Annotated in this window: 18 protein-coding genes; 9 read left to right on the plus strand and 9 right to left on the minus strand. The window is 74.4% G+C overall.

Annotated features, from left to right (window positions below; all coding sequences use genetic code 11):
• Positions 1-24 precede the first annotated feature (24 nt).
• The 6 genes from ACI79Y_RS08895 to ACI79Y_RS08920 all read right to left on the minus strand — a co-directional run bounded on the left by ACI79Y_RS08895 (position 25) and on the right by ACI79Y_RS08920 (position 3,491).
• Positions 25-213, minus strand: a complete 189-nt coding sequence (locus tag ACI79Y_RS08895) for an RGCVC family protein (protein WP_457158126.1) — start codon at positions 211-213, stop codon at positions 25-27.
• 270 nt (positions 214-483) lie between these two features.
• A complete protein-coding gene (locus ACI79Y_RS08900) occupies positions 484-963 on the minus strand; it encodes a heme-degrading domain-containing protein (RefSeq protein WP_457158127.1) in 480 nt (159 codons plus the stop codon).
• A gap of 44 nt (positions 964-1,007) precedes the next feature.
• Positions 1,008-1,721 (minus strand): sulfite exporter TauE/SafE family protein, encoded by a 714-nt coding sequence (locus ACI79Y_RS08905; protein ID WP_457158128.1) that lies wholly within the window; start codon positions 1,719-1,721, stop codon positions 1,008-1,010.
• 16 nt (positions 1,722-1,737) lie between these two features.
• Positions 1,738-2,589: a pyridoxal kinase PdxY gene (gene pdxY, locus ACI79Y_RS08910; protein ID WP_457158129.1), complete on the minus strand. Its 852-nt coding sequence runs from the start codon at positions 2,587-2,589 to the stop codon at positions 1,738-1,740.
• An 86-nt stretch (positions 2,590-2,675) separates the two neighbouring features.
• Positions 2,676-3,005 (minus strand): putative quinol monooxygenase, encoded by a 330-nt coding sequence (locus ACI79Y_RS08915; RefSeq protein WP_457158130.1) that lies wholly within the window; start codon positions 3,003-3,005, stop codon positions 2,676-2,678.
• Positions 3,006-3,014: 9 nt separating this feature from the next.
• Positions 3,015-3,491 carry a MarR family winged helix-turn-helix transcriptional regulator gene (locus tag ACI79Y_RS08920; protein ID WP_457158131.1) on the minus strand — a complete coding sequence of 159 codons (477 nt, stop codon included), beginning with the start codon at positions 3,489-3,491 and terminating at the stop codon, positions 3,015-3,017.
• A 90-nt stretch (positions 3,492-3,581) separates the two neighbouring features.
• Between ACI79Y_RS08920 and ACI79Y_RS08925 the strand changes: the two genes are divergently transcribed.
• From ACI79Y_RS08925 to soxR, 4 genes are read left to right on the plus strand one after another with little or no spacing between them, the layout of a single operon-like run.
• Complete coding sequence (locus ACI79Y_RS08925; RefSeq protein ID WP_457158132.1) at positions 3,582-4,643, plus strand: LLM class flavin-dependent oxidoreductase; 1,062 nt, start codon at positions 3,582-3,584, stop codon at positions 4,641-4,643.
• Entirely contained in the window at positions 4,640-5,194 is a 555-nt protein-coding gene (locus ACI79Y_RS08930) for an NAD(P)H-dependent oxidoreductase (protein WP_457158133.1), read from the plus strand. Before ACI79Y_RS08925 ends, ACI79Y_RS08930 begins: the two co-directional genes overlap by 4 nt.
• Positions 5,191-6,564, plus strand: coding sequence for an FAD-dependent oxidoreductase (locus ACI79Y_RS08935; RefSeq protein ID WP_457158134.1), 1,374 nt, complete (start codon positions 5,191-5,193; stop codon positions 6,562-6,564). The genes ACI79Y_RS08930 and ACI79Y_RS08935 overlap by 4 nt, the downstream gene beginning before the upstream one ends.
• Complete coding sequence (gene soxR / locus ACI79Y_RS08940) at positions 6,561-7,127, plus strand: redox-sensitive transcriptional activator SoxR (RefSeq protein WP_457158135.1); 567 nt, start codon at positions 6,561-6,563, stop codon at positions 7,125-7,127. The genes ACI79Y_RS08935 and soxR overlap by 4 nt, the downstream gene beginning before the upstream one ends.
• On the opposite strand, the gene ACI79Y_RS08945 is transcribed toward soxR, so the two are convergent.
• From ACI79Y_RS08945 to ACI79Y_RS08955, 3 genes are all read right to left on the minus strand, one after another.
• Positions 7,047-7,577, minus strand: a complete 531-nt coding sequence (locus ACI79Y_RS08945; RefSeq protein ID WP_457158136.1) for a flavin reductase family protein — start codon at positions 7,575-7,577, stop codon at positions 7,047-7,049. The genes soxR and ACI79Y_RS08945 overlap by 81 nt on opposite strands.
• Complete coding sequence (gene sodN / locus ACI79Y_RS08950; protein WP_457158137.1) at positions 7,574-7,978, minus strand: superoxide dismutase, Ni; 405 nt, start codon at positions 7,976-7,978, stop codon at positions 7,574-7,576. Before sodN ends, ACI79Y_RS08945 begins: the two co-directional genes overlap by 4 nt.
• A 124-nt stretch (positions 7,979-8,102) precedes the next feature.
• On the minus strand, positions 8,103-9,605 hold the full coding sequence (locus tag ACI79Y_RS08955; protein WP_457158138.1) for an amidohydrolase family protein: 1,503 nt from the start codon (positions 9,603-9,605) through the stop codon (positions 8,103-8,105).
• 234 nt (positions 9,606-9,839) lie between these two features.
• Between ACI79Y_RS08955 and ACI79Y_RS08960 the strand changes: the two genes are divergently transcribed.
• The 5 genes from ACI79Y_RS08960 to ACI79Y_RS08980 are packed head-to-tail and all read left to right on the plus strand — an operon-like array spanning position 9,840 to position 14,102.
• Positions 9,840-11,033 carry a CaiB/BaiF CoA transferase family protein gene (locus tag ACI79Y_RS08960; RefSeq protein WP_457158139.1) on the plus strand — a complete coding sequence of 398 codons (1,194 nt, stop codon included), beginning with the start codon at positions 9,840-9,842 and terminating at the stop codon, positions 11,031-11,033.
• Entirely contained in the window at positions 11,030-11,887 is an 858-nt protein-coding gene (locus ACI79Y_RS08965) for a citryl-CoA lyase (protein ID WP_457158140.1), read from the plus strand. The genes ACI79Y_RS08960 and ACI79Y_RS08965 overlap by 4 nt, the downstream gene beginning before the upstream one ends.
• On the plus strand, positions 11,880-12,776 hold the full coding sequence (locus tag ACI79Y_RS08970) for a DODA-type extradiol aromatic ring-opening family dioxygenase (RefSeq protein ID WP_457158141.1): 897 nt from the start codon (positions 11,880-11,882) through the stop codon (positions 12,774-12,776). The genes ACI79Y_RS08965 and ACI79Y_RS08970 overlap by 8 nt, the downstream gene beginning before the upstream one ends.
• Positions 12,773-13,132, plus strand: a complete 360-nt coding sequence (locus tag ACI79Y_RS08975; protein ID WP_457078909.1) for a hypothetical protein — start codon at positions 12,773-12,775, stop codon at positions 13,130-13,132. The genes ACI79Y_RS08970 and ACI79Y_RS08975 overlap by 4 nt, the downstream gene beginning before the upstream one ends.
• A 1-nt stretch (position 13,133) precedes the next feature.
• Positions 13,134-14,102, plus strand: a complete 969-nt coding sequence (locus ACI79Y_RS08980) for a quinone oxidoreductase family protein (RefSeq protein ID WP_457158142.1) — start codon at positions 13,134-13,136, stop codon at positions 14,100-14,102.
• Positions 14,103-14,158 lie beyond the last annotated feature (56 nt).

Here is a 14,158-nt window from a genome sequence, read left to right on the forward strand (position 1 = left end):
CTGCAGCGGGATCGGCTGCCGGGATCAGCCGATGCGGCAGGCGCAGCCGCGGTCCAGTGTCCCAGCGGCGGTGGCCCGGCAGAACCGGGCCCCGATCGCGTCGTGGGCGTCCCTCGCGTGGACGCAGGCGGGGCAGCCGGGCTCGTCGCCGGAGCGGACGGCGGGGGCCCGCAGGGCGGGCGCGGCGGTCGGGAGGTGCGCGGGAGCGGTCATGGCAGGAGCCTGACTCCGCCGACGGTGCGGCGGTGGTGCCCCGGGTGGGGATCGCCGTCCCGGACGGCTGTCCAGGACCGGCGAGGTGACCGTGGGCCCGACGCTACGCCGGTGACCGTGGGCCCGCCGCTACGTCGGTGTCGGTGTCGGTGTCGGTGTCGGTGTCGGTGTCGGTGCCGGTGCCGGTGCCCGACGGCGCGCGCCCCGCCGGGAGCACCGCGTCGCAAGCAGTGAGCCCCCGCCCCGCCCCGTAGCCGGCGGCGGGGCGGATCAGGCCCGCCGCGGGGCGACCAGCTCGCGCAGGACGGCGACCACCAGTTCGTGGTCGGCGACCTGCGGCAGCCCGGACACCACGACGACGCCGACCGGGCCGACGTCGCGCACCAGCACCGGGAACGCCCCGCCGTGGGCGCGGTACTCGTCGGGGTCCAGCCCGAACTGCTCCTCGAACGTCGTCCCCGCCTCGCGGGCCCGCTGCCCGACGTAGAGGGAGCTGTGCCCGAACCGGTCGACGACGGCGGCCTTGCGGCGGATCCAGGTGTCGTTGTCCGGCGCGGTGCCCGGCAGCGCGGCGTGGAAGAGCTGGTGGCCGTTCCGGCTGACGTCCACCGCCACCGGCAGCTGCTCGGCGCGGGCCCGGGTGACCAGGGCCAGGCCGAGGTCCCAGGCGTCGTCGTTGCTGAACCGGGTGAACTGCAGCTCCTGCTCCTCGGCGAGCAGCTGGGTGCAGGAGGGGAAGTCGTCGGCCATGCGCCGTTCCTACCCGATGCCCCGGGCGCCGGCCGCATCGGTCGTCAGCCGGCCAGGGTCGTCACCAGCAGCAGCAGGCCCGAGGCGGCACACAGCCCCAGCGCCAGCCGGCGGACCACGCCGAGGCTCAACCGGCGCCGGACCGGGCGGGCGAGCAGGTGCCCCACGACCACGAACGGCAGCAGGGCGACGCCGCTCAGGGCCGCCCGTCCGGTGAGCTCGCCGCCGGTGGCCAGCAGCGCCAGCGAGACCACCGACGTGACCACGAAGAACAGCGCGAGGTTCGCCCGCTGGGTCGCCGCACGGTCCGGCCGGTAGGTCACCACCATCGGCGGCCCGGGCGCCGCAGCGACCGTGGAGAACACGCCCGCGGTCAGGCCGGCCCATCGGAGGGCCCGCGGGCCTGAGGGCAGCTGCAGGCCGACCGCGGAAACCAGGCAGGTGACCAGGACCAGACCCCCGATGGTCAGGGCGAGCGCCGTGTCGTCCACCGCGCGCAGCAGGAGCACGCCGGCCAGCGCGCCGGGGACGCTGGCCAGGGCGGCTCCCCGGAGCACCCGCGGCTCCCACGCTGCCCGTTCCGACCACGCGACGCTCACGGTCACGAGGAGCCCGACCAGCAGGAGGGGCCCCGGGACCAGGTCGGGCCGGACGAGGAGGACCAGCGGCCCGGCCACGATGCCGAACCCGACACCCGCGGTGGCCTGGGCCACCGTGGCCACCACGACGACCAGGCCGCTGAGCAGCCAGGCGATCACGTCCCGGGCGCCCGGCTCAGACCTCGGTCACGTCGAAGGTCTGGGTGGGGGAGACGTACTCGTCCTGGGCGGCCACCAGTAGGATCTCCGGGGACCCCGCCTCCGCGGTGCGGCGCAGCAGCCCGAACACCGACGCGGCCGCGCGGCCCAGCGACTCGGCGGCCGAGCGGGTCTCCAGCCAGTGGGCGAGGAAGAGCGCGGCGATCGCATCGCCGGCGCCGTTCACCGAGACCCCGAGGCGGGGGGTGCGCACCCGGAAGTGCCGCCCGCCCTCCGAGGCCAGCAGGTCGACGGCGTCGTCGGGGGTGTCCTCGGCGATCAGCGAGGTGGTGAGCACGACGCGGGGGCCCAGCGCCTGCACCGCGGCGACGGCGTCCTTCACCGACGCGAGCGAGGTGGTGCGGGTGCCGGCCAGCAGGTCGAGCTCGAAGTGGTTCGGGGTGACCAGGTCGGCGGCCGGGACGGCGACCTCGCGCATGAACTCCGGGATGCCCGGCCGCACGAAGACGCCCCGCCCCACGTCGCCGATCACCGGGTCGCAGCACCACACGGCGTCGGGGTTCGCGGCGCGGACCTCGGCGACCGCCCCGACGACCGCGTGGCCGATGTCGGCCGAGCCCATGTAGCCCGACAGCACCGCGTCGCAGCCGCTGAGCACGCCGCGGTCGGCGATCCCCTGCACGACCTCCTCGACGGCCTGGCCGTCGAAGACCCGGCCGGTCCAGGACCCGTAGCCGGTGTGGTTGGAGAACTGGACGGTGTGCACCGGCCAGACCTCGATGCCCAGCCGCTGCAGCGGGAAGACCGCCGAGGCGTTGCCGGCGTGGCCGTAGGCCACGTGCGACTGGATGGACAGCACGTTCACCATGCTCGGGTCACCGATGCCCTGCTCACCATGCGGAAACGGTCGCACACCGGCCGGGAGGCGTCTCCCGGCCGGTGCGCGGACCGCGGTCAGCCGCGGGGCTGCACCTCCGCCATCGGGCCCCAGCCGGAGAGGTCGGCGGAGTCGACGTACATGATCGACGGGGTCGCGGCGACCCAGTCGGGCATCTCGCCGATCGCCTTCTGGAAGTGTGCGGACGAGGTGTGCGCGGCGCCGGCGTCGGCGTCGGCGAAGCCCTCCACCAGCAGGTAGCTGTTGGGCTCGTCGACGCTGCGCGACCACTCGAACATGACGTTGCCGGGCTCGGCGCGCACCGCGCTGGTGAACTCGGCGACCAGCTCGGGCCAGCGGTCGGCGAACTCGGGGCGGACGGGGAACTTCACGACGATCAGGATCACCGGCCCAGGCTAGCCAGCGGGCCGGTTCCCCGCGGTGTCGGCGGAGGCGGCCGTGAGCCGTTCGAGCACCGCGGCCAGCGCCGTCTGCTCCTCCGCGGTGAGCAGGTCGACGAAGTGCGCGCGGACGGTGCGCACGTGGCCCGGCGCGGCACGGGTGAGCGCCGCCCGCCCCTCGGCGGTCAGGTGCACCATCGTGCCCCGCGCGTCGTCGGGGCACTGGCCGCGGGTGAGCAGCCCGCGCTTCTCCATCCGGCGCAGCTGGTGGGCCAGCCGGCTGGACTCCCAGCCGATCTCGCGGGCGAGCTCCCGGGCCCGCACCGCGTCCTGGGGCGCCTCGGACAGCGAGGCGAGCACCGCGTACTCGGCGGTGGAGAGCCCCTCGGCGGTCAGCTGCCGGTCGACGGCGACGTCGACCGCGCGGCCCAGCGCCAGGAAGGCGCGCCACACCCGCTCCTCCCGGTCGTCCAGCCAGGCGACGTCGTCCATGCCGAGGAGGGTAACCGGCGATTCGCTGATACGTCAGGTAATCGGCGTACGGTGGTGCGCAGACCACCCGCACGAGAGAGAGGGAGCCCCGTGGCCTTCGAGTTGGGCATCATCACCTTCGGCGAGGTGACTCCGGACCTGTCCACCGGCACCACGCCGTCGCCGCAGACCCGCGTCCGCGAGACGATCGAGCAGGCGGTCCTCGCCGACCAGGTCGGGCTGGACGTCTTCGGGGTGGGGGAGCACCACCGCTCGGACTTCATCGCCTCCTCGCCGGTGCCGCTGCTGTCCGCCGCCGCCGCGCGCACCGAGCGGATCCGGCTGACCAGCGCGGTGACCGTGCTCAGCTCCGACGACCCGGTCCGGGTGTTCCAGGACTTCGCCACCCTCGACCTGATCTCCGGCGGGCGGGCCGAGCTCATCGCCGGGCGCGGCTCCTACACCGAGTCCTTCCCGCTGTTCGGCTACTCGCTGGAGGACTACGCGGAGCTCTTCGCCGAGAAGCTCGACCTGCTGCTGGCGATCCGGGGCGCCAACCCGGTCACCTGGTCCGGCCGGTACCGGGCCCCGCTGGTGGCCGCCGACGTCGCCCCGCGCCCGCTGCAGGAGGAGCTGCCGATCTGGGTGGGCGTCGGGGGCACGCCGTCGTCGGCGGTGCGCGCCGGCATGCTCGGGCTGCCGATGGCGTTGGCCATCCTGCTCGGCCCGGTGAACTCCCACGTGCCGACCGTCGGCTACTACCGGCAGGCGGCGGCCGAGGCCGGGCACGACCCGGCGGCCCTGCCGATCAGCATCAACACCCACGGCTACGTCGGCCGGACCAGCCAGGCGGCGCGGGACACGATGTTCCCGTACTTCTCCGTGGGCATGCGGGAGAACAACCACCAGCGCGGCCGCGGCTTCGACCTGCCGCGGCGCGCGTTCGACGCGCAGGCCACCCCCGGCGGCGGCCTCGTCGTGGGCAGCCCGCAGGAGGTCATCGACAAGATCGCCACCTTCGCCGAGCTGTACGGCGTCACCCGCGCGAACGTCCAGCTGGGCTTCGGTGGCGTACCGCAGCGCGAGCACCTGGCCGCGATCGAGCTGTTCGGCACCGAGGTCGCCCCGGTGCTGCGCCGGGAGGTGCGGGCGCCCGCGGGGGCCGGGGCGTGAGCCGGGCGCTGCAGGTCGTCGTCGTCAACGGCAGTCCGCGCACCGAGGGGTCGAAGACGCTGGGCCTGGCAGGGGTGGTCACCGACACCCTCGCCGACCTCATGCCGATCGAGGTGCACCGGGTCGACGTGTACGGGCTGGGTGCCGGCTTCACCGGCGCGGTCACCCGCGACGACGTCCCGCCCGACGTGGAGGCGGCGCTGCGCACGGTGGAGACCGCCGACCTGCTCGTTCCGGCCGTGCCGGTCTACCGGGGGTCCTACCCCGGCATGTTCAAGCACCTGTTCGACCTGGTCGACCAGTACGCGCTGGCCAACAAGCCGGTGCTGCTGGTGGCGACCGGGGGCAGCGACCGGCACGCCCTGGTCATCGAGCACCAGCTGCGGCCGCTGTTCGGCTTCTTCCAGGCGCTCACCGTGCCGGTCGGGTTCTACGCCAGCGCGGGGTCCTTCGACGGCGCGCTGGTGCTCGACCCGGAGGTGTACAGCCGGGTGGAGGTCGGCCTGGCCGACGTCGCCGACCTGCTGCGCAGCCGGGTCGGGCGATCGTGAGCGCCGCCGGTCCGTACCGGGTGGCGGTGGTCGGCGCGGGTCCGGCCGGGTTCTTCACCGCCGACGCGCTGAGCCGGCACCGGGAGGTGGCGGTCGAGGTCGACCTCCTCGAGCGGCTCCCCGCGCCGTTCGGGCTGGTCCGCTACGGCGTCGCCCCCGACCACCCCCGGATCACCCGCATGATCACCAGGTCGCTGCACCGGATGGTCGCCCGCGGGGGCATCCGCTACCTCGGCAACGTCGAGTTCGGCACCGACCTCAGCCTGGACGACCTGCGGCACGCCTACGACGCGGTCGTGCTCACCACCGGCGCGAACCGGGACGCCGAGCTGCGCGTCCCGGGCGCCGAGCTCCCCGGCTCGCACGGGGCCGCGGAGTTCGTCTCCTGGTACGCCGGGCACCCCGAGGCCCCGCGGGACTGGCCGCTGCAGAGCCCGGCGGTCGCCGTCGTCGGGGCCGGCAACGTCGCGCTGGACGTCGCCCGGATGCTCGTCCGCGACGACGCGGGGCTGGCCGACACCGACGTACCCGACACCGTCCGCGCCCAGCTGGCCGCCAGTGCCGTCACCGACGTGCACCTGCTCGCCCGCCGCGGTCCGGCGCAGGCCCGGTTCACGCCGCTGGAGCTGCGTGAGCTCGGCGAGGTGCCCGGCGTCGACGTCGTCGTCGACCCCGCCGACCTGCAGTTCGACGACGCGTCGCGCGCGGCCGTGACCGCATCCCACCAGCTGGCCCAGGTGGTGGAGACGCTCACCGGTTACGCCGCCCAGGACCCGGCGACCCGGACCGCGCCGCGGCGGCTGCACCTGCACTTCCTCACCCGCCCGGCGCGGCTGCTGGGCACCGACCGGGTGACCGGTGTGGAGCTGGCCCGCACGGCGCTGGCCGGCGACGGCACCGTCGTCGACACCGGGGAGACCTCCGTGCTCGACGTGCAGGCGGTCTACCGCGCGGTCGGCTACCGCAGCTCCCCGCTGCCCGGTGTGCCGTTCGACGCCGTCGCCGGGCTCGTACCCAATGCAGAGGGGCGGGTGCTGGGGCCGGACGGCTCGGCGCTGCCGGGCCTGTACGCCAGTGGCTGGGTGAAGCGCGGGCCGGTGGGCCTGATCGGGCACACCAAGTCCGATGCGGGGGAGACCGTCGAGCACCTGGTCGCCGACCTGCCCGGGCTGCCCCGGGCCGGGCAGCGCGACCCCGACGCGGTGCCGGAGCTGCTGCGGCAGCGCGGCGTGCACCTGGTCGAGTGGTCCGGCTGGGAGCTGGTGGACGCCTTCGAGCGCTCGCTCGGCGAGCAGGCCGGGCGGGAGCGCGTCAAGGTGGTCGACCGGGCGGAGCTGCTCCGCGCGGCGCGGGGACCGGTCGCGGAGTGACCGGTCCCGGTGCCGGTGCCGGGCTGCTGAGCATCAGCGAGGTGTCCCGGCGCAGCGGGCTGAGCCTGCCGACCCTGCGCTTCTACGAGTCCCGCGGGCTGGTCGCCTCGGTGCGCGGGCCGGGCAACAAGCGGTTCTTCGCCCGGCACGTGCTCCGGCGCCTCGCGGTGGTCGCCGCGGCCCAGCGGGTCGGGCTGTCGCTGGCGGAGATCCAGCAGCTGCTCGCTGAGGTGCCCGCCGACCGGGCGCCGACCACCGAGGAGTGGTCCCGGCTGACCGGCGCCTGGCTGGCGCGGGTGGACGAGGCGGTCGCCGGCCTGCAGCGGCTGCGGGTCGACCTCGGCTCGTGCATCGGCTGCGGGTGTCTGTCCCTGGCCACCTGTTCACTGGTCAACCCCGGCGACGCGGCCGGGTCGCTGGGCGCCGGAGCCCGGTGGCAGGCGCCCCGGCGGGCCGCTCGCCCCGACCGACCGGCGCCCGGCTCAGCCGAGGGCGGCGAACGCGCTGCCGTGCCAGATCAGCGGCGCCCGCCCCGGCACGACGTCGAGGTCGAGCACCCGTAGCAGCACGATCAGGTGGTCCCCGGCCGGCAGCTCGGACTCCACTGCGCACTCGAACCACGCCGTCGCGGGCTCGATCCGCAGCGCGCCGTCGGCGGTGGCGGTCCAGTCCACCGCGTCGAACCGCTCCGGACGGCGCGAGGCGAGGGCGCGCGCCAGCTCGCCCTGCCCCTCGGCGAGCACGCTGATCCCCAGCCGGGGCAGCGCGCGCAGCGCCGGCCAGGTGCGGATGCCGTGCTGGACGCACAGCGACACCAGCGGCGGGTCCAGCGAGACGCCGGTGAAGGTGGAGGCCACCATCGCCAGCGGCGCGGTGCCGTCGAGAGGGCCGTCCAGGGCGCGGTCGACCAGGCCGCCGACGGCGACCACGCCGGTCGGCACCGCCCCGAACGCCCCCCGGAGAGCGCCGGCCGAGACCGCCGCCGTCCGGGGGGCAGGGAGGTCCTCGCTCACGCCGCCTTGGTCTCCCAGAAGATCTTGTCGATCTCGGCGATGTGGTCGAGCAGCTTCTGACCCTCGGCGGGGTCCATGCTGCCCTTGCCGCCGGCGGCGCCGGCCTGCTTGGTGGCCTTGTTGAACAGCTCGTTCAGCTGCGGGTACTTCTCGAAGTGCGGGGGCTTGAAGTAGTCGGTCCACAGCACCCACAGGTGGTGCTTGACCAGGTCGGCCCGCTGCTCCTTGATCATGATCGCCCGGGTCCGGTAGACCGGGTCCTCGTTGCTCTGGTACTTCTCCTGGATGGCCTTCACCGACTCGGCCTCGATGCGGGCCTGGGCCGGGTCGTAGACGCCGCAGGGCAGGTCGCAGTGGGCCGAGACGGTCGTGCGCGAGAACAGCGCGCGGAATCGGGGCATCGGGGGAGCTCCTCTCGGACGGCGCCGACCGGTGCGGCCGGCGTCCGCCTGAGCCAACCCCCTCACCTGCACTTGAGCGCAACCCCGCCCGCGCCGGGGTGTGGCGCGGGCGGGGAAGCGGCGGTCAGTGCGTGCGGTGGACGTCGTCGGAGGGCTCGCCGAAGACGCGCCCCCGGGCGCCGTGCGTGGAGTGCGACTTGTACTCGGTGTAGGTGTACGGGTTGTCCAGCACCTCGTCGCCGGGGAGGTCGGGGTTCATGCCCTGGGCCCAGACCTCCTCGCCGAGGGTCGAGCGCAGGTGCTCCACCGTCGACTCGACGGTGGCGCGCACCGCGGGGAGGTCGGCCCCGACCAGCCGGTGCGCGGACTTCACCACCCGGCCGTCGACCAGCACGGTGTGCACGTCGCCCCGCTGCGCCTGGAAGGCCACGTGGCCGTAGGGGTTCAGCAGCGGGAAGGACACCGGGGACGCGTCGTTCTTGATCAGCACGACGTCGGCCTTCTTGCCCACCTCGAGGCTGCCGAGGTCGTCGCGGCCCAGCGCCTTCGCGCCACCGCGGGTGGCCCAGTCGACGACCTGCTCGGCGCGCAGGTGCACGTGGGTGACGGTCTCGCCCTTGGCGTGCGCCTCCAGGTGCTCGCGCGAGCGGTCCGCGCCCAGCGTCGTCCGCATCGCGGAGAACAGGTCGCCGCTCCACCAGACGCTGGTGTCCATCGACAGCGAGACCGGGATGTCGTGCCGGCGCACCTGCCAGGTGGGCGGGTAGCCCTGCCCGGCGCTCTGCTCGGACTCGGTGGAGACCGAGATCGAGCCCCCGGTCGCGGCGATCCGGTGGTAGGAGTCGGTGGTCAGCGTGGCGGCGTGCACGTAGACCGTCTCCGGGGTCATGAAGTCGTTCTCGTGCATCAGCCGGATGCCGTCGTCGTTGGTCGCGCCCCACACGCCGGCGTGGGTGGTCACCGGCAGGCCGAGCTCGCGGGCGACCTCGAAGGCCGCCTTCTCCGGGAAGGCCGGGTCGCCGGTGACGTCGAAGGCCAGCTGCAGGCCGAGCCGCCCCTCGTCGCGGCGGCGGGTGAGGAAGCCCTGGACCGCTGGATCGGCGGTCCACTCCCAGGGGCCGGCCTGGATGTTGCCGTAGGCGAGCACGAAGCGGCCGGGGACGGCGAGCAGCGCGTCGGCGGCCGCCTCGGCGTGGTCGACGGTCTGCAGGCCGTGCGACCAGTCGACGGTGGTGGTGACGCCGGCCTCCAGCGCGTCCCACGCCGACACCAGGTTGCCGGCGTGCACGTCCTCGGGGCGGAACGCCTTGCCGTGCTCGAGGTAGTACCAGACGAAGTACTGGGTGAGCGTCCAGTCGGCGCCGTAGCCGCGCATCGCGGTCTGCCACATGTGCCGGTGGGTGTCGATCATGCCGGGCATCACGATGCCGCCGGTGGCGTCGATCTCCAGGGTCCCGGCGGGCACCTCGAGGGCGGTGCCGACGGCGGCGATGCGGTCGTCGACCACCAGCACGTCGGCCTCGGGCAGCACGGTGTGTGCGTCGTCCATGGTCAGCACGGTGCCGCCACGCAGCACGACGGGCCGGCCGGCCGGCTGGTCCGCGACTCCGGTGTCGGGATCGGACACGGTTCCTCCAGGGGATCGAAGCTTGCGGACGGGCGTCCGTCCAACGGTCACCACATGCGGGCTCACCTTCATCGTGGCGCCCGCCACATGTCAAGGGGAGCATGTCGTGTGGGCGCGCGGCCGGCGCCGCGCCATCGCCGGGGTTGACACCGGAGGCGCGCCGTCGAAGACTCCGGGCGTCCGCCGGACGGCCGTCCGCATGGCGGCCCTCACCATCGAGGAGTGCGTGTCCCGATGCCCGAGCACCCCGGTCCGCCCAGCGCCGCCCCCCGTCCGGGCCCGCTCAGCGGCCTGCTGGTCGCCGACTTCTCCCGGATCCTGGCCGGCCCCTACGCGACCATGCTGCTGGCCGACCTCGGGGCGGAGGTGGTCAAGGTCGAGGGCCCCAACGGCGACGACACCCGCACCTGGCAGCCGCCGGTGCGCGAGGGGGTCTCCACCTACTACCTCGGCGTCAACCGCAATAAGCGGTCGATCGCCCTGGACCTCAAGGACCCCGCCGACGTCGCCGTGGCGCGCGAGCTGGCCCGGCGCGCCGACGTCGTCGTGGAGAACTTCAAGACCGGCGGCCTGGCCCGCTTCGGCCTGGACTACGCGACGGTCAGCGCGACCAACCCGGCGGTCGTCTACGCCTCGATCACCGGGTTCGGCAGCCAGCCCGGCGGCGCCGAGCTGCCCGGCTACGACCTCATCGTGCAGGCGATCTCCGGGCTGATGAGCCTCACCGGCGACCCCGACGGCGACCCGTACCGGGCCGGCATCTCGGTGTTCGACGTGATGGCCGGGCTGCACGCCACCATCGGGGTCCTGTCCGCCCTCAACGCCCGGCACGAGAGCGGCCGCGGGCAGCACGTCGAGGTGAACCTGCTGTCCTCGGCGCTCTCCGGGCTGGTCAACCACGCCAGCGCCGTGGTGGCCGGCGGGGTGGTGCCGTTCCGGATGGGGAACAGCCACCCGAGCCTGTTCCCCTACGAGCCGCTGCCGTGCTCGGACGGCGACCTGATCATCACCGCCGGCAACAACGGGCAGTTCCGCAAGCTGGTCGAGGTGCTCGGCGTCCCCGAGCTCGCCGACGACCCGCGGTTCAGCCGCAACGAGGACCGCACCGCCAACCGGGACGAGCTCCGCCCGCTGCTGGTCGAGCGGCTGCGCACCCGCACCAAGGACGAGTGGTTCGCCGACATCATCGCCGCGGGCGTCCCGTGTGGTCCCATCAACACCGTGGACCAGGGAGTCGCGTTCGCGGACCGGATCGGGCTGGACCCGGTCGTGTCGGTCGGCGACGGCAGCTCGGCCGTCCCCTCGGTCCGCAACCCGATCACCTTCTCCGACACCCCGGCCGACTACCGGCTGCCCCCGCCCGGGCTGGACGAGCACGGCGCGGAGCTCCGGCGCTGGCTGACCGAGCCGCAGGAGGACGCGCGATGAGCGACCGTCCCGAGTACCCCACCGCGCTGGGGGCCTCGAGCCTGGAGTCGATCACCCTGCTCGGCACCGACCTGGCCCGCGACGTCATGGGCTCGGTGGGCTTCGGCGAGCTGGCGTTCTGGCTGGCCACCCAGCGCCGTCCCACCCCGGGGGAGACCCGCGTCTTCGAGGCGGTGCTGGCCGCGCTCGCCGACCACGGCTTCACCCCGACGGCGATCGTCACCCGCCTGACCTGGCTGTCCGCGCCCGACTCGGTGCAGGGCGCGCTGGCCGCCGGGCTGCTCGGCGGCGGCTCGCGCTTCCTCGGCGTCACCGAGGACTGCGGCCGGTTCCTGCACGAGGTGCTCACCGGCGTGGACGGCGACCTGCCCACCGACGACGCCGGCTGGGACGCCCTCGCCCTGGAGACCGTCACCGCGCAGCGCGCCGCCCGGCGGTTCGTTCCGGGGCTCGGCCACCACGTGCACAAGCAGGGCGACCCGCGCACCCCGCGGCTGTTCGAGATCGCCGCGGAGGAGGGGCTCTACGGCCCGCACCTGTCGCTGTTCGCCGCGATCGGCCGGGTGCACCCGCAGGTGCTCGGGAAGACCCTGCCGCTCAACGGCGCGGGCGTCTGCGGTGCCGCGCTCGCCGACCTCGGCCTGCCCCTGGAGCTGCTGCGCGGCTTCGCGCTGCTGGCCCGCACCGCCGGGCTCATCGGCCAGCTGGCCGAGGAGCTGCGGCACCCGGTGGCCAACGACGTCTTCCTCTCGGTCGACCTGAACAACCGGTCCGTCGCCCCCGACCCGTACGTTCCCGACGACCTTCCGTCCACCCCTCCTCCCACTGAGACCAACGGAGGTACCCATGGCTGAGCTGGCCGCGGTCATCGCGTCCACCCACCACCCGTTCTACTACCGGGCCAGCACGTCGACCGGCGCGGACCGCCCGCCGTTCGCCGACGAGTGGGTGGCCAAGATCGAGGCGTTCCGGGAGACGCTCACCCGGGCCGAGCCCGACGTGCTGGTGATGGTCGGCAGCGACCACTTCCACCAGCTGTGGCTGGACAACATGCCCCAGTTCCTCGTCGGCAAGGCGCCGTTCTTCGACGCCAACTGGTACAACGAGGAACGCGAGTTCGGCCTGCCGAAGATGCTGCTCAAGGGCGACGAGGAACTCGCCGCCCACATCCTGCGCACCGGCCTGGACGACGGGTTCGACCTGGCGTTCAGCAACGAGCTGCGCATCGACCACAGCGTCACCTGCCCGATCATCACGCTGCGGCCGCAGGCCGACCTGCCGATCGTGCCGGTCTACACGAACATCTTCGCCCCGCCGCTGCCGCAGCCGAAGCGGTTCGTCCAGCTCGGCAAGGCGCTGCGCACCTGGGTGGAGTCCTGGGAGTCCGACAAGCGCGTGGCGATCATCGGCACCGGCCACCTCAGCCTCGAGCTGGGCGGGCCGCGCCAGTTCGGTGAGCACGGGCCCGACCCGGAGTTCGACCGCAAGGCCGTCGAGTGGATCGCCAGCGGCGACATCGAGGGCTGCCTGGCCGAGGTCTCGCTGGAGTCGCTGCACCACCCGGGCAACGCCACCCACGGCTTCATGGACTTCATGCTGATGATGGGCGTCGCCGGGGAGGGGCAGAAGGCCGACCACGTGGACACCCTGGACCTGTTCCACACCATGGAGGCGTACTTCACCTGGTACCCCCACGGCCTGCCGGCCGGGACGGCCGCTGCTGGGACGGAGGTGCCGGCGTGAGCAAGTACCTGCTGGACAAGTTCCTCTACACCGTCGACCGCGACCCCGAGCTGGTCGAGCGGTACCGCGAGGACCCGGCCGGAACCGTCGAGTGGTGGGAGCGCGAGCGGGCGAACCAGCTGCTCAACTGCATCGTCGACGAGAAGACGACCTGGCTGGCGTTCACCGAGGAGGAGCGGCGGGCGCTGCGCGAGCACGACCACGTGGCGCTGTTCCAGCTGGGGGCGCACCCGTTCCTCACGCTGACCCTGTTCATCGCCATGTTCGAGCGCGACCACGGGCCGCTGGAGTACCAGAAGGCCTACGGCAGGGCGATGCAGCACATCTCCATGCCGTACCCGGACATCGCGACCTGACGTGCGCGCGGTCCTGGTGCAGGAGCAGGGCCGGCCGCCGGTGGTGGGGGAGCACCCCGCCCCGGGAGCCGGCCCGGGGTCGACGACGGTGCGGGTGACCGCGGCGCCGGTGGTCCCGCTGGACCTGCTGTGCGCCTCGGGCACCTCCTACTTCGGCCGCCCGGCAGTGCCCTACGTCCCGGGCGTGCAGGGCGTCGGCGTGGTCGAGGAGTCGGGCGCGCTGGCGGCCGGCACCCGGGTCTGGTTCGCCACGTCCGCGGGCATGGCGCCCGGCGACGGCAGCCTCGCCGAGCGTTGCGCCGTCCCGGACGCCGACCTGGTGCCGCTGCCCGACGGGGTGCCCGACCCGGCGGTGGCGGCCCTCGGCCTGTCCGCCGTCGCCGCGTGGATGTCGCTGACCTGGCGCGCCCGGCTGCAGCCGGGGGAGACGGTGCTGGTGCTGGGCGCCGGCGGGGCGGTCGGCCAGGTCGCCGTCGGCGCCGCCCGGGCACTGGGCGCCGGCCGGGTGGTGGGGCTGTGCCGGTCCGACGCCGCCGCGGAACGGGCCTCCCGCGCCGGCGCCGACGAGGTGGTGCGCACCGGCGGAGACGCCGCCGCGCTCACCGAGCGGCTCGGAGCCGCGTGCGGAGGTGCGGTGGACGTCGTCGTCGACCCGGTCTTCGGCGAGGCGGCCACCGCGGCCAGCCGGGTGCTCGCCCACGGCGGTCGGCTGGTGAACCTGGGCGGCTCGGGCTCCGACGCCGCCGAGTTCTCCTCCGCGGTGCTGCGCAGCCGCTCCGCGGACGTGCTCGGCTACACGAACAACGCGCTGACGGCGGAGCAGCGGGCCGCGGCGCTGACCGCGGTGCTCGGGCACGCGGCGGCCGGCGCGTTGGGCGTCGAGCACGAGGTGCTGCCGCTGGACCGCGCGCCCGAGGCCTGGGCGGCCACCGCCGCCGGCGGCCGCCGGTCGGTGCTCGTCCCCGCCTGACTCCCGCCGAGATGGCCATTCTGGCGGGGTGCGCCCCCGCCAGAATGGCCATCTCG

This window comes from Modestobacter sp. SYSU DS0875 (assembly GCF_054050915.1).